The following is an 18305-nucleotide window of genomic DNA, read 5'->3' as shown; positions in this document are numbered from 1 at the left end:
ACGCTACCCGGGACCAGGTCAGGCTGGCTCGACAACCGCCTCGGAAACGATGTCGAGCGCGTCGCCTGGGTATTCGCTCGGATCGTCGTCGTCGTTACGCCGGCCGACCAACAGCAGCGCCACCAAGGCAACGGCCATGCCCACCGTCATCACCCACGACAACGCCAGCGCCCCGTTGCCCAGCGCCCCGATCGCGGGCGCCACCGCGGCCCCGAGCCCGAACTGGGCGGCTCCCAGTAGCGCGGCCGCCGTTCCGGCCGCATCGGGATGACGCGACAATGCGACCGCCGGGGCGTTGGGAAGCACCAGGCCCATCCCAGCCAGGATCGCCAGCACCGGCACGACGAATGCGGACAGCCCGCCCACATGCGCGACGGTCAACGCCACGAACACGACGCCGGCCAGCGCCGACCAGCTCAGCGCCGCCACCGTGATGGCCTGCGGTGAGAACCGGCGCAGCAGCACAACGTTGAACTGGGTGGAGCCGATCAGCGCGATCGCGCCCGCGGCGAACACCAGCGCGAACGCCTGCTGGTCCAGACCGTAACGGCCCTGCAGGACGAACGGCGCCGCCGAGATGTAGGCGAACAATCCGGACATGCCCAACGCGGCCACCAGCACCAGGATCACGAAACGCGAGTCACGCAACAGCTCGATGTAGGTGCCGACGATGCCGCGCACCGCCAGCGGACGCCGGTGCGACACCGGCAGCGTCTCGGGCAGGGCCAGCGCGGCCATCACCAACAGTCCGCCGGCCACCACGACCAGAGCGACGAACACCCAGTGCCAGGATCCGTGCAACAGCACCGCCGCCCCCAGCGACGGGGCCAACACCGGGGCCACCCCGAGCACCAGCATCAACCGCGACATCACCGTGGCCGCCACCGTGCCGCTGAACAGATCACCGACCACGGCGATGGCGACCACCGAAGCGGCCGCCGCCCCCATGCCCTGCAGTGCGCGTGCCAATCCGAGAACCGCGATGTCGGGGGCCAGGACACACAGCACCGAGGCCACCATGTGCAGCACGATGCCCGCGATCAAGGGGCGCCGCCGGCCCAGCGAGTCCGACAGGGGCCCGACGATGAGTTGCCCGAGGGCCAGGCCGGCCAAGGTGCCGGTGAGCGTCAATTGCGATACCGAGGAGGACACCGACAGCTCGTCGGCGATCCGCGGCAACGCAGGCAGATACATGTCGATGGTCAACGGACCCAGCGCCACCAACGCGCCCAGCACCAGAATCATCCGGAGCCGGCTCGGCGGCCCTACCGATGTCTGCTGGTCCACGTCGGGCGATGATGCCATGAAGATGAACAGCCTCGCATTCGAGTTTTTTCTTCCCATTTGCTGTACGCAGTGACCGCGGTCACCCTCGGGCACCCGCGGCGGGTCGCCGTTCGTTAGCCTGACAACCAACGATGGGTTCACACCTGGGAGGCCCCGAAGTGCGAGCGCGATCCAAGCCACAACTGCCGGCGACGGTCGAGGAGACCGAAGATCCCAGCGCCGCTGCCAAGTTGCTCTCGGCCATCATCGAGCGCAGCTCACGTGTGCAGGCGCCCGCGGTCAAGGCATACGTCGACCGGTTGCGCAGCCACCAACCGGACGCCACCCCGGCCGAGATCGTGACCAGGCTCGAGAAGCACTATCTGGCCGCCGTGATGGCCAGCGGTGCCGCGGTCGGCTCGGCGGCGGCGTTCCCGGGCATCGGAACCCTGGTCGCACTGTCGGCCGTGGCCGGCGAGACCGTCGTCTTCCTGGAAGCCACGTCGGTGTTCGTGCTGGCGGTCGCCGAAGTGCACGGCATCCCTGCCGACCACCGCGAACGGCGCCGTGCGCTGGTGCTTTCCGTCCTCGTCGGCGACGACAGCAAGCGCGCGATCGCCGATCTGCTGGGCACCGGGCGAACCAGCGGCGCGTGGCTGTCCGACGGTGCGGCGACACTTCCGTTGCCCGCGGTCTCGCAGCTCAACTCCCGGCTGGTCAAGTACTTCGTCAAGCGGTATACGCTCAAGCGCGGTGCGATGGCTTTCGGCAAGATGCTGCCGGTGGGCATCGGCGCTGTCATCGGCGGTGTCGGCAACCGGCTGATGGGTAAGAAGATCGTCGCCAACGCCCGCCAGGCGTTCGGTGCGCCCCCGCCGCGGTGGCCTGCAACGTTGCATGTGCTGCCGCCCGCCAAGTCATGAGGCCCATGCCGACCTCCGGTAACGCCGAAAGGCGATAGCCTTTAGGCGGCGGTCGAGCGGGGTCAACCGCCCACAGAAGAACACAAGCGGCAAGCCTGCATGTGACGGCGAGCCGGACACAAGAATCGAGGCGAGTGTCTGCCGTGAGCAGTTCACCTTCACCATTCGGGCAGAACGAGTGGTTGGTCGAGGAGATGTATCGCAAGTTCCGCGAGGATCCCTCTTCGGTGGATCCGAGTTGGCACGAATTTCTGGTCGACTACTCCCCTGAACCCACCACCGACACCACCGCCGCCAACGGCCAGTCGGCCTCGGCGGCTCCGGCAGCAACTCCGGCCGCGCCTGCGGCGCCCGCTCCGGCAACTCCCGCGCCGGCGGCTCCGGCCAAGGCCGCCCCGGCCAAGCCGGCCGCGGCCAAGCCCGCTTCGGCAGGCCCCACCGCGGCCGAGGGTGACGAGTCCCAGGTGCTGCGCGGTGCCGCGGCCGCCGTCGTCAAGAACATGAACGCCTCGCTGGAGGTGCCCACCGCGACGAGCGTGCGGGCCATCCCGGCCAAGCTGATGATCGACAACCGCGTCGTCATCAACAACCACCTCAAGCGCACCCGCGGTGGCAAGGTCAGCTTCACCCACCTGCTCGGCTACGCCATCGTGCAAGCGGTCAAGAAGTTCCCGAACATGAACCGGTACTTCGCCGAGGCCAACGGCAAGCCCACCGCGGTCACGCCGGCCCACACCAACCTGGGCCTGGCCATCGACCTGCCCGGCAAGGACGGTAACCGCTCACTGGTCGTGGCCGCGATCAAGCGTTGCGAGACCATGCATTTCGGCCAGTTCATCGCGGCCTACGAGGACATCGTGCGCCGGGCCCGCGACGGCAAGCTGACCGCCGAGGACTTCTCCGGCGTCACCATCTCGCTGACCAACCCGGGCACCATCGGCACCGTGCACTCGGTGCCGCGGCTCATGCAGGGCCAGGGCGCGATCATCGGCGCCGGCGCCATGGAGTACCCGGCCGAGTTCCAGGGCGCCTCCGAGGAGCGCATCGCCGATCTGGGTATCGGCAAGCTGATCACCCTGACCTCGACCTACGACCACCGCATCATCCAGGGCGCGGAATCCGGTGACTTTCTGCGCACCATCCATCAACTGCTGCTCGACGACGAGTTCTTCGACGAGATCTTCCGTGAACTCGGCATCCCGTACGAACCGGTGCGCTGGCGCACCGACAACCCGGACACCATCGCCGACAAGAACGCTCGGGTCATCGAGCTGATCGCGGCCTACCGCAACCGCGGCCATCTGATGGCCGACATCGACCCGCTGCGGCTGGACAACACGCGATTCCGCAGCCACCCCGATCTGGACGTCAACACCCATGGCCTGACGCTGTGGGACCTGGACCGCGAATTCAAGGTCGACGGGTTCGCCGGCAAGCAGTACATGAAGCTCCGCGACGTGCTGTCGGTGCTGCGCGACGCGTACTGCCGCCACATCGGGGTGGAGTACACCCACATTCTGGAGCCCGAGCAGCAACGCTGGCTGCAGGAGCGCATCGAGATCAAGCACGACAAGCCGACGGTCGCCGAGCAGAAGTACATTCTGAGCAAGCTCAACGCGGCCGAGGCCTTCGAGACCTTCCTGCAGACCAAATACGTTGGGCAGAAGCGCTTCTCACTGGAAGGCGCGGAGACCGTCATCCCGATGATGGACGCCGCGATCGACCAGTGCGCAGAGCATGCACTCGCCGAGGTCGTGATCGGCATGCCGCACCGCGGCCGGCTCAACGTGCTGGCCAACATCGTCGGCAAGCCCTACAGCCAGATCTTCACCGAGTTCGAGGGCAACCTCAATCCGTCGCAAGCCCACGGCTCCGGCGACGTGAAGTACCACCTCGGTGCGTCGGGCAATTACATCCAGATGTTCGGCGACAACGACATTCAGGTGTCGCTGACCGCCAACCCGAGCCACCTCGAAGCGGTCGACCCGGTGCTCGAGGGTCTGGTACGTGCCAAGCAGGACCTGCTGGACAGCGGCCGGGACGCCGACGGTTCCGGCGAGTACCCCGTGGTTCCGCTGATGCTGCACGGCGATGCGGCGTTCGCCGGCCAGGGCGTGGTCGCCGAAACTCTGAACCTCGCCCTGCTGGACGGCTACCGGACCGGCGGCACGATTCACATCGTGGTCAACAACCAGATCGGGTTCACCACGGCACCAACGGATTCGCGCTCCAGTGAGTACTGCACCGACGTGGCCAAGATGATCGGCGCGCCGATCTTCCACGTGAACGGCGACGACCCGGAGGCCTGTGCCTGGGTGGCGCGGCTGGCGGTCGATTTCCGCCAGGCGTTCAAGAAGGACGTCATCATCGACATGCTGTGCTACCGCCGCCGCGGGCACAACGAGGGCGACGATCCGTCGATGACCCAGCCGTACATGTACGACGTCATCGACACCAAGCGCGGCTCGCGCAAGGCCTACACCGAAGCCCTGATCGGCCGCGGTGACATCTCGATGAAAGAGGCCGAGGACGCCCTGCGCGACTACCAGGGTCAGCTCGAGCGGGTATTCAACGAGGTCCGCGAACTGGAGAAGCACGCGGCCGAGCCCAGCGAATCGGTCGAGGCCGATCAGCAGATCCCCCAGCGCCTTTCCACCGCCGTGGACAAGTCCTTGCTGGCCCGCATCGGCGATGCCCACCTGGCCGTGCCCGACGGCTTCACCGTGCATCCGCGGGTCAAGCCGGTGCTGGAAAAGCGCCGCGAGATGGCGTACGAGGGCAAGATCGACTGGGCTTTCGCCGAGTTGCTGGCGCTCGGATCCCTGATCGCCGAGGGCAAGCTGATCCGGCTGTCCGGCCAAGACACCCAGCGCGGCACGTTCACCCAGCGTCACTCGGTGATCGTCGACCGCAAGACCGGCGAGGAGTTCACCCCGCTGCAGCTGCTGGCCACCAACACCGACGGCACCCCGACCGGGGGCAAGTTCCTGGTGTACAACTCGGCGCTGTCCGAGTTCGCCGCGGTGGGCTTCGAATACGGCTACTCGGTGGGCAACCCGGACGCACTCGTGTTGTGGGAGGCCCAGTTCGGCGACTTCGTCAACGGTGCCCAGTCGATCATCGACGAGTTCATCTCCTCCGGTGAGGCCAAGTGGGGTCAGCTCTCCGACGTCGTGCTGCTGCTGCCGCACGGCCACGAGGGCCAGGGTCCCGACCACACCTCGGGCCGCATCGAGCGGTTCCTGCAGCTGTGGGCCGAGGGTTCGATGACCATCGCGGTGCCGTCGACCCCGGCGAACTACTTCCACCTGCTGCGGCGCCACGGGCTGGACGGCATCCAGCGTCCGCTGATCGTGTTCACCCCGAAGTCGATGCTGCGCAACAAGGCCGCGGTCAGCGACATCCGCGACTTCACCGAGAACAAGTTCCGCTCGGTGCTGGAGGAGCCCGTCTACACCGACGGCGAGGGTGACCGCGACAAGGTCCGGCGGGTCCTGCTGACCAGCGGCAAGCTCTATTACGAGCTGGCCGCCCGCAAGGCCAAGGACAACCGCGAGGACGTCGCGATCGTGCGGCTCGAACAGCTCGCCCCGCTGCCGCGGCGCCGGCTGGCCGAGACGCTGGACCGCTACCCGAACGTCACCGAGAAGTTCTGGGTGCAGGAGGAGCCGGCCAACCAGGGCGCCTGGCCGTCGCTGGGCCTGACCCTGCCCGAGGTGTTGCCCGAGTACTTCACCCCGATCAAGCGCATCTCGCGGCGCGCGATGTCGGCGCCGTCGTCGGGTTCGTCGAAGGTGCACGCGGTCGAGCAGCAGGAGATCATCGACCTGGCCTTCGAGTAACCCGCCAGGCGATCAGCAGGTCAGCACCTGCGGGCCGGATTCGGTGATCGCCACGGTGTTCTCGGTGTGGGCAGTGCGGGAGCCGTCGGCAGAGCGAATGGTCCAGCCGTCGCGGTCGTAGACCACACGGTTGGTGCCCGCGCAGAGCCACGGCTCGAGCGCCAGGGTCATTCCTGCCCGCAACTTCATGCCCCGACCGGGCTTGCCCCGGTTGGGGACATGCGGATCCTCGTGCATGGTCCGGCCCAGCCCGTGCCCACCGAACTCGAGGTTCACGGGGTAGCCGTAGTCGGCGGCCACCGCGCCGATCGCGGCCGAGATGTCGCCCAGCCGGTTACCCGGCCGCGCGGCGGCGGTTCCGGCTTCCAGCGCCTCCTCGGTGGCCCGCACGAGGCGCTCGTCAGCGGCCGCAGGCGTGCCGACGATGACGGTGCGGGCCGCGTCGGCGACCCAGCCGTCGATGGACACCGCGAAGTCCATGCTGAGTACGTCGCCGTCACGCAGCCGGTAGTCGTGCGGAAGGCCGTGCAGCACAGCGTCATTGACCGACAGGCAGATGACGTTGCGAAACGGCCCCTTGCCGAACGACGGGGCGTAGTCCCAATAGCAGGACTGTGCCCCGCGGCGCTTGACCATGTCGCGGGCATGGTGTTCGAGGTCGAGCAGGTTGACGCCGACCTTGGCGAGCCCGCTCAAGGTGCCGAGCACCTCGGCCACGAACTGCCCGGTGACCCGCATCTTGTCGATCTCGGCAGCGCTCTTCAGCTCGATCATGCCCGTCCTCCTCGGTATTTAAATACCAACACTAGCGGTATATAAATACCGGCGCTACCGTGGTGACGTGGTCCGAACGCCGCTCACCCCCGCCCAGATCGCCGCCGGCCGACGGCTTGGCGAGACCCTGCGCGCCGCCCGGGGCGACCGTTCGCTCGACGACGTCGCCGAACGCGCCGGCATTTCACCGGAGACCCTGCGCAAGATCGAGACGGGCCGGCTGCCATCCCCCGCATTCGGCACCGTGGTCGGACTGAGTGCGGCCCTGGACATCCCACTGCAGACCCTGGCGGACGTGTGGCGGGACGCCGCCACAGCGGAGGCCGCCCTACGCGAGACCGCCGGTACCGCGTAACCTCGTAACTCAACACGTGTCGGACTACACGAGGGAGTGTTCTATGGAGGGCTTCGCCGGAAAGGTCGCCGTTGTCACCGGCGCCGGCTCGGGCATCGGCCAGGCGCTGGCCATCGAGCTGGGACGGTCAGGCGCCAAATTGGCGATCAGCGACGTCGATACCGAGGGCCTGGCGGTCACGGAGGAACGCCTCAAGGCGATCGGCGCCGAAGTCAAAACCGACCGGCTCGACGTCACCGAGCGTGAGGCCTTCCTGCTCTACGCCGACACGGTCAAGGAGCACTTCGGCAAGGTCAACCAGATCTACAACAACGCCGGCATCGCGTTCACCGGCGACGTCGAGATCAGCCAGTTCAAGGACATCGAGCGGGTGATGGACGTCGACTTCTGGGGCGTCGTCAACGGCACCAAGGCCTTCCTGCCGCACCTGATCGAATCCGGCGACGGACACGTCGTCAACGTCTCCAGCCTGTTCGGCATCTTCTCGGTTCCGGGCCAGGCCGCCTACAACTCGGCCAAGTTCGCGGTACGCGGCTTCACCGAGGCCCTGCGCCAGGAAATGGCCGTGGCCAAGCACCCGGTCAAGGTGACGTGCGTTCACCCCGGCGGCATCAAGACGGCCATCGCACGCAATTCCACCGCCGCCGAAGGCCTGGACCAGAAGGCGCTCGCCGAGACATTCGACCGCAAGCTCGCCAACACCACCCCGCAGCGCGCCGCCAAGATCATCCTCGAAGCCGTGCGCAAGGACAGGGCGCGCGTGCTGGTCGGGCCCGACGCCAAGATCCTTGACGTCATCGTGCGGATCACCGGGTCGGGCTACCAGAAGCTGTTCGCCTCCGCGATGGGCCGCATGCTCCCGCGCTGACGCCGGCGCGCCGAGGGACTAGTGACCCAGGGGGTTGGCCTGGAGGAACGCGTCGGCCACTCCACGGGGATCTTTCCCCTCGGCGACCTGTCTGCGCATGTCCGCCAGCGATCCGGTGTCCAGGACACCCGCGATCTCGTTGAGGGCCAGTATCTGCCGCTCGTTGAGCGTGTTGCGGCGGTACAGCGGCACCACGTTCTCGCCCCGGATCAACGCCGTCTCGTCGGCCAGCACAGTCAGGTCCGACGGGATGGCCGGGTCGGCTGTCGTCGACCACGCCGCATTGATCTTCCCCGCCCGCAATGCCGCGAACAGGGCCTCGTCACCGGGAAAGGCGACAGGGTTGGGCAGCGTGCACAGGCCCACCACCGTAGGCATCTTGGTGCCGGCCACCGCACCTGGTCGGGCCTTGTCGCAATTGCGGCGCAGGGCGCTCAGATCAGTCCCGCCCCACCCCGCAGCCGTGGCCTCGGTGACCACCAGGGCGGGCTTGTCCTGCGCGGACATCGTGTAGTCACCGGCCGCGACGCCTTCCGGGAGCGCCGAGACCAGATCCCGGTAGACCTGCTCATCGGCGCGAGCCGTGGCGTCTGGATCGAGCGCCGTCAGAAACCGGCCGGTGAACCCGGGCTGTACCGTCACCGAACCCGAATCCAGCACGCCGGGGACTCCATCTGTCTCGGTCACCACGGTCGGCGTTCCGTAGTAGCGCAGTGCCGCCGCATACAGATGGCCCAGCAGCACCGACTCGGGCGCCGGCCCGGCACCGACCGCCAGAGCCGGCGGGCCCGACCGGCCACCGCAACCGGCCGATACCGGCGCCACCAGCACCAGCAGTACCAACGCCAGGATGCGGCGCATCCGTGAACTCAGGACTCTGCGGGGTCAACCGCCGCTGCGACCGCAGCCGCAACCGCGGGGCCCACCCGCGGATCCAGCGCGCTGGGCACGATGTGGTCGACCGACAGATCGTCGCCGACGACCGAGAAGATCGCCTCGGCCGCCGCCACCTTCATCTTCTCGGTGATCCGGCGGGCACCCGCATCGAGCGCACCGCGGAAAACCCCGGGGAAGGCCAGCACGTTGTTGATCTGATTCGGGAAGTCGCTGCGCCCGGTCGCCACGACCGCCGCGTACTTGCGGGCGGCGTCCGGATGGATCTCGGGATCCGGGTTGGACAGCGCGAACACGATGCAGTCGGGCGCCATGGTCGCGATGAGCTCCTCGGGCACGACACCGGCCGACACCCCGAGGAAGACATCGGCGCCCTCGAGCGCCTCGGCCACACCCCCGGTGAGCTTGCGCGGGTTGGTGCGCCCGGCCAACTCCGCCTTGAAGGTGTTGAGGTTGTCCCGACCCGAGTGCACGATGCCCTGCGAATCGAGCACGACGACATCGCTGATGCCCTTGTTCAGCAGGATGTTGGCGCAGGCCACACCGGCTGCACCGGCACCCGAGATCACCACACGCAGCGAATGGATGTCACGCTCGAGCACCTTGGTGGCGCCCAGCAGCGCGGCCAGCACCACGATCGCCGTGCCGTGCTGGTCGTCGTGCATGACCGGGCAATCCAGCGCCTCGATGACCCGGCGCTCGATCTCGAAGCAACGCGGGGCCGAGATGTCCTCGAGATTCACCGCGCCGAATGTGGGGCGCAGCCTGATCAGGGTTTCGACGATCTCGTCGGGATCCTTGGTGTCCAGCACGATCGGGATCGAATTCAGCCCGCCGAAGGACTTGAACAGCGCGCTCTTGCCCTCCATGACCGGCAGCGAGGCCGCCGGACCGATATCGCCGAGACCCAGCACCGCGGTGCCGTCGCTGACCACCGCGACAAGGCGGTTGGCCCACGTGTACTTGGCGGCGAGCGTGTGATCAGTGGCGATCGCGCGGCTCACCTGAGCAACGCCGGGGGTATAGGCGATCGACAGCGCACGCTGGGTGTCCAGCGGCTCCTTCAACTCGACCGAGAGCTTTCCGCCTTCATGGGCATCGAAGATCTCGGCGTCTTCGATGACAACCTGCGGGGTGCGCTCCGTGGACGAGCGCTCGGACGAGGAGGCGACTGTACTTTCCGACACGGCGCAAGGGTACTTCAATGCCAATTCTCACCGGGCCGGGTTCCCCGCTGGTGAGCGTTACTTAACAGTAACTGCGCGTAGCATTCGGTGTGCTGATCAGGTTGCGAGCCCACCGCGCAGGAAGGTCGGAATCCATGCCCTCATTCCGCGCCCTGCCACCGGCACTGCGGGCCTCCGCCAAGGCCCGGCCCCCGGAGCCCGACGCCAAGTCGATCCACGTTCCGGTGGCTCAGGCCATGGTTGATTGCGGGGTCTACAGCGGTGGCGACCGGTTACCCGGCAAATACACCCACGCCGCAGCGCTGAACAAGGCCCGTGAACTACAGGCAGCGGGCGAGAAGGCATTCGTCTGGATCGGTCTGCACGAGCCCGACGAATTCCAGATGCAGTCGGTGGCAGACGTTTTCGGCTTGCACGAGCTGGCCGTCGAGGACGCCGTGCACGCCCACCAGCGGCCCAAGCTGGAGCGCTACGACAAGACCTTGTTCCTGGTGCTCAAGACCGTGACCTACGTCGAGCACGAGTCGGTGGCCCTGGCCCGCGAGATCGTCGAGACCGGCGAGATCATGATCTTCGTCGGACCGGATTTCGTGGTCACCGTCCGCCACGGCGAGCACGGCGGGCTGGCCGGCGTGCGCAAACGCCTCGAATCCTCGCCCGCCATCCTCAAACTCGGACCGTTCGCCGTGATGCACGCGATCGCCGACCATGTCGTGGACAGCTACCTCGACGTCACCGATCTGATGGAAACCGACATCGACACGATGGAGGAGGACATCTTCTCCCCCCGCACCCGCACCAACATCGAGAGCATCTACCTGCTCAAGCGGGAGGTCGTCGAAATGCGCCGGGCCGTGGCGCCGTTGACGCTCGCGCTGGCCCGGCTGCTGACAGACCACAACGACCTGATCTCGGTCGAGGTACGCAGGTACATGCGCGACGTGCACGACCACAATGTGCAAGCCTCAGACCGGATCACCAGTTACGACGAGATGCTCAGTTCGCTGGTGCAGGCCGCGCTCGGCAAAGTCGCCATGCAGCAGAACGTGGACATGCGCAAGATCTCGGCGTGGGTGGCGATCGCCGCCGTGCCGACAGCGATGGCAGGCATCTACGGAATGAACTTCGAGCACATGCCCGAATTGCAGTGGACCTGGGGCTATCCCGCCGTGCTACTGGCCATGGCCACCATCTGCTTCATCCTGTACCGCACCTTCCGGCACAACGACTGGCTCTAGGAGTCTGCTGAATTAGTGGTGTTGGGGGCGGGGTGCCTCAGAGCGCTCTGTGGCGCGTTGGTGTTAGTCAGGCCCGCAGGTCGACACAATTCGAGGGTCATTCCGCCGTGTTGAGCGTCGCATTGAGTGTTCGTCTGAGGCAAGCCCCAGCTTGGGGTCAGGCGATGGCCCAGCCAGCATTGGTGTGGGTCAGTCCCAGGGTGATCAGCTGACGCAGGTTCACCGCAGCGGCGCGGTGGTGTAGCCAGTGGTCGTTGCGGGTGACGCCGCGGTAGCGCACTTTGCGATTGCCTCGGGTAAGCCAGGCAATGGTACGTTCCACCATCGGCCGGTGCTGGCGATACTCGTTGAGCCACAACGACTCTTGTGATCTTTGTCGGGCTGCGCGTTGCAGCGCATCGTGCGGCTTGATCTTCAGACTCTTGCCGCCAACACTGGTGGTGCATCGCATTCGTAACGCGCAGCCCGCGCAGGCGCCGCCGAAGGTGGCGTATCCGCGCGCGGAGATGACGCGGATCAGCCCGGCGGGGCAGGTCACCGTCCTGGCGGTGTGGTCAACGACGAAGTCATCGACAGTGAAGCCACCGGCGACCGCCGGGCGCAGTGGTGCAGACTTGACCCGATCGGCATGCCCGGCCTCGACCAGATGCGCGCGGAAATCCCCGCTGCCGTAGGCCGAATCGCCCAGCACCGTCACCGGTTGGTCTTCGGCGGTGAGCAGCTGGGTCCCCACGGTGGCATCATGGGTGCCCGGGCCGCTGGCTTTGGTCAGGGTGCAGTCGGTGATGATCCCGGTATCGGGTTCGACCGCGACGTGGGCTTTGAAACCGTCCTGGCGCCGATGCACGCTCTTGTGGGCGTGGCGAGCCTCGGGATCCACAGTGGAGATCACCCGGTCTGGGGCCACGCGTTGAGCAATCTGCCAGCGTCCATCGGTGCCATCAGAATCAGTCACCGGTTCGACGTCTTGGCCGGCGATCAGCGCCAACAACGCCACCGCTTCAGCGGCGCGGGCGCCAAGTTCCTGCTCAGGCAGATGCCCCAGCACCCGGTGGGCGTCGCCGACCAGGGCATCGACCAACGCAGCACGGGCGACGGCATCATCCCAGCTGATCGACGGTTTACCCGGGTCGTCGTAGTCATGAGCGCGGCACTGGGCGGCGATCACCTCGCCAGCACCGGGCACTTCGCGGCGGACCCGGCGGATCGCCCCGATCAATTGGGTCACGGTGTCTTGGGTCGCCACGGCGTCATCAAGGATCGTCGAATCCAACGCCCGCCGCGTCTTTCCCGCCAGCACGCCGGTGGCCGCGACCACTGCCTTGACCGCCTCAAAGATCCGGTTCGGGCGATCCGAGGCGGCCAGTCGGCGTCGCCAATAGGTCAACGTCGTCGAATGAAACGCCGTCGCGGTGATCGGCAGCCCACAGGCGGCTTTCCACCGCAGATCAAAGGTCACCGCATCAACGGTCTCGTTGTCGGACAGGCCGTGCAACGCCTGCAAGGTGATCACCGAGGCCATCACCTCGGCGGGCACACTCGGACGACCCCGCCGCGACGGGAACAGATCGGTGAACATCTCCTCGGGAAACAACTCGTGGCGATGAGCTGCCAGAAACGCAAACACGCTGTCGGACTTGAGAAGATGCCCCGCTACCGACTCCGCATCCAACAACTCACGCTGATCATCAGAACGCCCCTGCACCCGCCCATCATCTCGAGAACATCGCCACAAACCCGGCCACCACGCCGAAATAATTCAGCAGACTCCTAGCCCCGATCAGCTCGGGCTGGCGGCCCGTCTGGCCGGATCGAGCACGTCGACCCCGTCGGTCCGCCACGCCTCGCGCATCGCGTCGGCCCCTTTGAGCCGCACCCAGGCCGCCTCGGTGGCGGTGATCGGGGTGGCCGAGAGCACTGCCACCGCGGACAGCGGATCCGGCAGCTCGACCTCGCCGATGCCGCTGGGGCCCAACAAGAATGCGCTGAACGGTGCGGAATCGAACAACTGGGTCTCCAGATCGATGAGCGCGTCGGCCTCCAGCACCAGCCCCTCCACTGCGGGCGCCGCGGCCAGCACCGCCAGCGACCGCGCCAGCCCGCCCGGGGTCGGCCCCCGCAGCGACAACACCACCTCGGCCCGGGGGCCGTGGATCGGATCCGATACCAACTCGGTCGGATCGAACATGGGATGACGCGAACAGCCCAGCGTCACATAGTGATAGAGGTCCTGCTCGGCAGCGCCGGCGGCCAGGTCCGGACCGAACCGGAGCACGTCGATGCGCTCGGTCCCCAGGAAGGTGACGCTGGCGCTGACCGGTTCCGCGGTGATGCCGGCAGCGCCGAAGTGCTCGCCGACGTGGGCGCGAACGGCAGCCAGGACGTCGATCACTCTTCTGTCGGTTCTCCGGCCGCTGCGGCCGATTCGGTCGCGCCTTCGGGCTCGGGTTGCTCGGCTGGATCGGCTTCCTCGGCCACGGCGGGTTCGGTGCGGGTCAGATTCGCCCCGGTTTCCGCGTCGAAGATCACCAGTTTCGTCGTGTCGAACGCCAGTTGGATCTGCTGACCGGCCGCCACCGTGGATTCCGCCGACACCCGGGCCACGAATTCGTTGACACCCGCACCGGAATCGGCGGCCAACTCGGCGAGCTGTACCGCCTCGGCACCGACGCCCTCGATCGTGAAGTGCACGTACTTGTCGGCACCGAGCGATTCGACGATGTCGGCACGCACCCCGAAGGTCAGCGCCCGGATACGGGCATACCCGTCGAGCAGCGAGGCGTCCTCGAGCTGCTCGGGGCGGATTCCGACGATGATGTTGTCGGGCTTGGGTTGACGGGCCAACAGGTCATGCACCTGCTGGGTCAGCGTGACATCGCCGAAGGGCAACCGCACCCCGACATCGGTGAATGTCGCCGGGAAGAAATTCATCGCCGGTGACCCGATGAAGCCTGCCACGAACAGGTTCGCCGGGTTGTTGTACAGCTCGTCGGGCGTGCCGATCTGCTGAATCTCGCCCGCCAGCAACACCACAACTCGATCACCCAGCGTCATCGCCTCGGTCTGATCGTGCGTCACGTAGACCGTGGTGGTACCCAGCCGGCTCTGCAGCCGGGCGATCTCGGCGCGCATCTGCACGCGCAACTTGGCATCCAGGTTGCTCAGCGGTTCATCCATCAGAAATGCCTTGGGGCGCCGCACGATTGCCCGGCCCATAGCCACCCGCTGACGCTGCCCGCCCGACAACTGGGCCGGTTTGCGGTCGAGCAGTTCGGTCAGATCGAGGATCTTGGCCGTCTCTTCGACCTTCGCCGCGATCTCGTCCTTTTTCAGCTTGGCCAGGGTGAGCGGGAACGCGATGTTCTGGCGGACCGTCATGTGCGGGTACAGCGCATAGGACTGGAACACCATCGCGATATCGCGATCCTTGGGCGCCTTCTCGTTGACCCGCTCCCCACCGATGCGCAACTCGCCCGACGAGATGTCCTCAAGTCCGGCAATCATGTTCAGCGTGGTGGACTTTCCGCATCCCGACGGCCCCACCAAGATGATGAACTCGCCGTCAGCGATGGTCATCGAGAACTCTTTGACCGCTGCCCTGCTACCGCCTGCGCCGTCGGGGTAACTCTTGGTGACCCGGTCCAACACGATTTCGGCCATCCAATTACCCCTTTACCGCACCGGATGTCAGGCCAGCGACGATGCGTCGCTGGAAGATGAGAACAAAGACAATGATCGGGATGGTGATCACCATTGCGCCCGCGGCGATCGACCCGGTCGGCTCCTCGAATTGCGAACTGCCAGTGAAGTTCGCGATCGCGACCGGCGCCGTGATCGCCCGCTGCGTGGCCGTCAGCGACAGCGCCAGCAGCAGGTCGTTCCACGCGAAGATGAAGACCAGAATGGCCGCGGTGACGATGCCCGGCGCCGCCAGCGGTGCGATCACCTTGCGGAAAGCCTGGGCCGGAGTGGCGCCGTCCATCTTGGCCGCCTTCTCCAGATCCCATGGGATCTCCCGGAAGAACGCCGAGAGCGTGTAGATCGCCAACGGCAGGGCGAAGGTGATGTAGGGAATGATCAGCCCGGGCCAGGTGTCGAACAGTCCGATCGTGCGCCACAGGTTGAAGATCGGGGTCACCAACGAGATCTGCGGGAACATCGCGATCAGCAGGGCCACGCCCACCAACAACTTCTTGCCGGGGAAATCCAAGCGCGCCACCGCATAGGCAGCCATACCGCCGATCGCCACCGCGATCACCGTGGTGATCAGGCCGATACCGATCGAGTTGACCAGCGCGGAGGTGAAGATGTTTCCGCTGAAGATGCCCTTGTAGTTGTCGAAGGTGATCTCGGCCGGAATCAGCTTGCCGTCCTTGACGCTCGACGTCGGCTTCAACGACAGCGACAGGATCCACAGCACAGGGATCAACGCGTAGAGCACCACCAGGACGTTCACGACCGTCCACCCGGTCGCGCGCCGTGCACTCAGCTGCTGACTCATCGGTGCCCCTCGCTCTTCGCGCAAGCGCTCATCGGTGCCCCTCCGTGTCCGCACCCGGCGCCGACGCACCGAACAACTTGATGAAGATGAAGGCGATCACCGCCACCGACAGGAAGATCAACACGCTGATGGCCGAACCCAATCCGAGGTTGAAAGCCTTGAAGAGGTTGTCATAGCCAAGGATCGACACCGAGCCAGTACTGTTGGCGCCTCCGGTCAACACATAGATGTTGTCGAAGATCCGGAACGCGTCGAGGGTCCGGAACAACAGCGCGACCAGGATGGCCGGCTTGATCAGCGGCAGGATCACTTTCACCAGGCGCGTCCACGATCCAGCCCCGTCGACCTGGGCCGCGTTGAGCAGATCCTGCGGTACCAGCGCCAGGCCGGCCAGCAGTAACAACGCCATGAACGGAGTGGTCTTCCACACCTCGGCGAGCACGATGATGGCCAGCGACGGCAGTTGTTCGGTCAGCGGCGCGCTGCCCTCGGGTAGCAGGTTGGCCAGGTAGCCGGTGCCCGGCGTCCAGGCGTAGTACCAGCTGTAGGAGGCGGCCACGGTCACGATTCCGTAGGGGATCAGCACCGCGGTGCGGACCACGCCCCTACCGAAGATGGTGCGGTGCATGACCAGCGCCAGCGCCATGCCGAGCACGAACTCGATCGCCACCGAGACCACGGTGATCGCCAGCGTGACCACGAACGCCGTCCACCAGTAGCGGTCGGTGAGGATGGTCTGGTAGTTGGCGAACCCCACGAAGGCGGTGTCGTGGGGGGCGGCCAGGTTGTAGCGCTGCAGGCTCAGCCACACCGCATATCCGATCGGGTACGCGGTCACCGCGATCATCAGAACCACCGCGGGAGCGATCAGCGCGAACGCCAACTTACGTTCCGAGGTGCGGTTGTCGGTGCCAGTGCTGGTCGGCTCCTCGCGCAAGCGCTCGTCGGTCATGGGATCAGCCCTTTGCCGTCGATGGCCTTCTGCACCTGTTCGGTCAGCTCATCGGCGGTGTGCTCCGGATCGATGTCGGTGATCGGGGCCAGGGTGGCCGAAATGCGGGTCGACACAGCCTGATACACCGGCGTGGCGGGGCGCACCGCGGCATTCGTCAGCTGCTCGCGGATGATCGCGTACTGCGGGTACTTGGCCTGGAACGCCGGATCGTCGTACAGCGACTCGCGTACCGCGGGCAATCCACCCTCGACCGAGGTGTAGCGCTGGTTCTCGACGTTGCGCAGGCATCGGATGGCTTCGAAGGCCTCGGCCTTGTGGCGGCTGGTCTTGGCCACGGCGAGGTTGAGCCCGCCGAGGGTCACCCTGGCCGGCTCCCCCTCGCGCACGCCCGGATAGTTGGCGAACCCGAACACGTCCTTGCTCGCCTCATAGGCTGCCTCGAACTGCTCGTCGGTCGGTGAGAACGTGCCCAGATCGTTGATGGCCCCGGCCAGATCGGCCCGTTGGTCGAGCGGAAGAAAGTTCACTCCACCTTTGACGGCGTTCTCCAGCAACGAGGGCAGCACGAACGGCCAGTTGACCTCGAGCGCGGCCTTGCCCTGCTCGAGCGCGAGTCGGGCCGTCGCTTCGTCGGTCTGGGTCACCGAAGGATCGGCGCCGGGTGCGGTGGCCACCGATTTGATGATCTGCAGCGCCTTGACCGTCGCCGCACGGTGCTCCGGGGTGTCGGTCAGCGTGACCGTCTTGCCGTCGTCGGAGAGCACCTGACCGCCGGCACTTGCGAGTAAGGAGTTGAACCACACCACCAGGCCCTCGTACTGCTTGGCCTGCACCGCAATCCAACTGGGCTGGCCCGCCGCGTGCAGCCGGTTGGCCTCCAAGACCATCCCGTCCCAGGTGGCCGGCGGCGCGTCCATCAAATCGGCCCGGTACCACAACAATTGGGTGTTGGTGGTGATCGGCGAGGCATACAGCCGGCCTTGCCAGCTGGCCGTCTCCAACGGCCCGGGCAGGGTATTGGCCTGTGCGTCGGACTCCGCCTCTCCCGCCGGATCCTCCGACAGCGGCACGGCCCAGCCGGCCTCGGCGAACTCGGCGGTCCACACCACGTCGAGCGCCATGATGTCGAGCGTTCTGTCGTTGCCGGTCAGCCGCCGCGCGAGTTGCAACCGTTGATCGTCAGCGCCTTTCGGCAAACTGATCTGCTTGATGGTGAAGCGGTCGCCGAGTTCGGCGTTGCAGCGGTTGGCGACGGCGGTGAATGTCGCCATCTCGTTGGCCGGCGTGTAGTAGTTGATGACGATCCCGCTGTCGGCCTTACCACACGCCGAAAGCACCGAGGCCGTCGTCAACGCGGCCACTGCCGCAGCACATAGCCGCCGAGCGCGCACGCCCTGCCTCCCGTTCGCATTCGATGTCGCCGCCGGAGCGGGTCCCGCGCGCAAACCGTAGAGCTCTACTAGCTCATGTGCAACCGTTTGGGCGTGCCGCGTCACAATCGT

15 protein-coding genes are annotated in these 18305 nt (G+C 66.5%); 5 read left to right on the top strand and 10 right to left on the bottom strand.

What is annotated here, in order from left to right:
• Positions 1 to 18: 18 nt before the first annotated feature.
• Positions 19 to 1305, bottom strand: a complete 1287-nt coding sequence (locus E0T84_RS08630; RefSeq protein WP_070186824.1) for a multidrug effflux MFS transporter — start codon at positions 1303 to 1305, stop codon at positions 19 to 21.
• A 113-nt stretch (positions 1306 to 1418) separates the two neighbouring features.
• On the opposite strand from E0T84_RS08630, the gene E0T84_RS08625 reads away from it, so the two are divergent.
• Together E0T84_RS08625 and E0T84_RS08620 are read left to right on the top strand one after the other, a co-directional pair.
• The gene (locus E0T84_RS08625; protein ID WP_070186825.1) at positions 1419 to 2189 is read left to right on the top strand and encodes a hypothetical protein; all 771 of its coding nucleotides are present in this window, start codon (positions 1419 to 1421) and stop codon (positions 2187 to 2189) included.
• 194 nt (positions 2190 to 2383) lie between these two features.
• Positions 2384 to 6031, top strand: a complete 3648-nt coding sequence (locus E0T84_RS08620; protein ID WP_371725721.1) for a multifunctional oxoglutarate decarboxylase/oxoglutarate dehydrogenase thiamine pyrophosphate-binding subunit/dihydrolipoyllysine-residue succinyltransferase subunit — start codon at positions 2384 to 2386, stop codon at positions 6029 to 6031.
• 12 nt (positions 6032 to 6043) lie between these two features.
• Here E0T84_RS08620 and map read toward each other — a convergent pair whose 3' ends face one another.
• The gene (gene map / locus E0T84_RS08615) at positions 6044 to 6805 is read right to left on the bottom strand and encodes a type I methionyl aminopeptidase (protein ID WP_070186827.1); all 762 of its coding nucleotides are present in this window, start codon (positions 6803 to 6805) and stop codon (positions 6044 to 6046) included.
• Between the two features lie 67 nt (positions 6806 to 6872).
• Here map and E0T84_RS08610 point away from each other — a divergent pair, with 67 nt between their 5' ends.
• Together E0T84_RS08610 and E0T84_RS08605 are read left to right on the top strand one after the other, a co-directional pair.
• Complete coding sequence (locus E0T84_RS08610) at positions 6873 to 7160, top strand: helix-turn-helix domain-containing protein (protein WP_070945511.1); 288 nt, start codon at positions 6873 to 6875, stop codon at positions 7158 to 7160.
• A gap of 43 nt (positions 7161 to 7203) precedes the next feature.
• A complete protein-coding gene (locus tag E0T84_RS08605; RefSeq protein ID WP_138744216.1) occupies positions 7204 to 8028 on the top strand; it encodes an SDR family oxidoreductase in 825 nt (274 codons plus the stop codon).
• A gap of 18 nt (positions 8029 to 8046) precedes the next feature.
• Here E0T84_RS08605 and E0T84_RS08600 read toward each other — a convergent pair whose 3' ends face one another.
• Together E0T84_RS08600 and E0T84_RS08595 are read right to left on the bottom strand one after the other, a co-directional pair.
• Positions 8047 to 8889, bottom strand: a complete 843-nt coding sequence (locus tag E0T84_RS08600) for a glycine betaine ABC transporter substrate-binding protein (RefSeq protein ID WP_070186830.1) — start codon at positions 8887 to 8889, stop codon at positions 8047 to 8049.
• Positions 8890 to 8897: 8 nt separating this feature from the next.
• Complete coding sequence (locus E0T84_RS08595; RefSeq protein ID WP_070186831.1) at positions 8898 to 10109, bottom strand: NADP-dependent malic enzyme; 1212 nt, start codon at positions 10107 to 10109, stop codon at positions 8898 to 8900.
• A 134-nt stretch (positions 10110 to 10243) separates the two neighbouring features.
• Between E0T84_RS08595 and corA the strand changes: the two genes are divergently transcribed.
• Positions 10244 to 11347 (top strand): magnesium/cobalt transporter CorA, encoded by a 1104-nt coding sequence (gene corA, locus E0T84_RS08590; RefSeq protein WP_138744215.1) that lies wholly within the window; start codon positions 10244 to 10246, stop codon positions 11345 to 11347.
• Between the two features lie 157 nt (positions 11348 to 11504).
• Here corA and E0T84_RS08585 read toward each other — a convergent pair whose 3' ends face one another.
• From E0T84_RS08585 to E0T84_RS08560, 6 genes are all read right to left on the bottom strand, one after another.
• A complete protein-coding gene (locus tag E0T84_RS08585; protein ID WP_070947258.1) occupies positions 11505 to 13052 on the bottom strand; it encodes an IS1182 family transposase in 1548 nt (515 codons plus the stop codon).
• A 75-nt stretch (positions 13053 to 13127) separates the two neighbouring features.
• Positions 13128 to 13739 (bottom strand): suppressor of fused domain protein, encoded by a 612-nt coding sequence (locus E0T84_RS08580; RefSeq protein ID WP_138744214.1) that lies wholly within the window; start codon positions 13737 to 13739, stop codon positions 13128 to 13130.
• Positions 13736 to 15007: an ABC transporter ATP-binding protein gene (locus tag E0T84_RS08575; RefSeq protein WP_070945517.1), complete on the bottom strand. Its 1272-nt coding sequence runs from the start codon at positions 15005 to 15007 to the stop codon at positions 13736 to 13738. The genes E0T84_RS08580 and E0T84_RS08575 overlap by 4 nt, the downstream gene beginning before the upstream one ends.
• A gap of 4 nt (positions 15008 to 15011) precedes the next feature.
• Complete coding sequence (locus E0T84_RS08570; RefSeq protein WP_171054954.1) at positions 15012 to 15836, bottom strand: carbohydrate ABC transporter permease; 825 nt, start codon at positions 15834 to 15836, stop codon at positions 15012 to 15014.
• A 40-nt stretch (positions 15837 to 15876) separates the two neighbouring features.
• The gene (locus tag E0T84_RS08565) at positions 15877 to 16800 is read right to left on the bottom strand and encodes a carbohydrate ABC transporter permease (protein WP_070186836.1); all 924 of its coding nucleotides are present in this window, start codon (positions 16798 to 16800) and stop codon (positions 15877 to 15879) included.
• On the bottom strand, positions 16797 to 18194 hold the full coding sequence (locus E0T84_RS08560) for an ABC transporter substrate-binding protein (protein ID WP_070945520.1): 1398 nt from the start codon (positions 18192 to 18194) through the stop codon (positions 16797 to 16799). Before E0T84_RS08560 ends, E0T84_RS08565 begins: the two co-directional genes overlap by 4 nt.
• Positions 18195 to 18305 lie beyond the last annotated feature (111 nt).

The organism is Mycobacterium sp. DBP42, from assembly GCF_005924235.1.
GTDB classification, from domain to species: Bacteria; Actinomycetota; Actinomycetes; order Mycobacteriales; family Mycobacteriaceae; genus Mycobacterium; species Mycobacterium syngnathidarum.
This window is presented reverse-complemented; position numbering and strand designations above follow the sequence as displayed.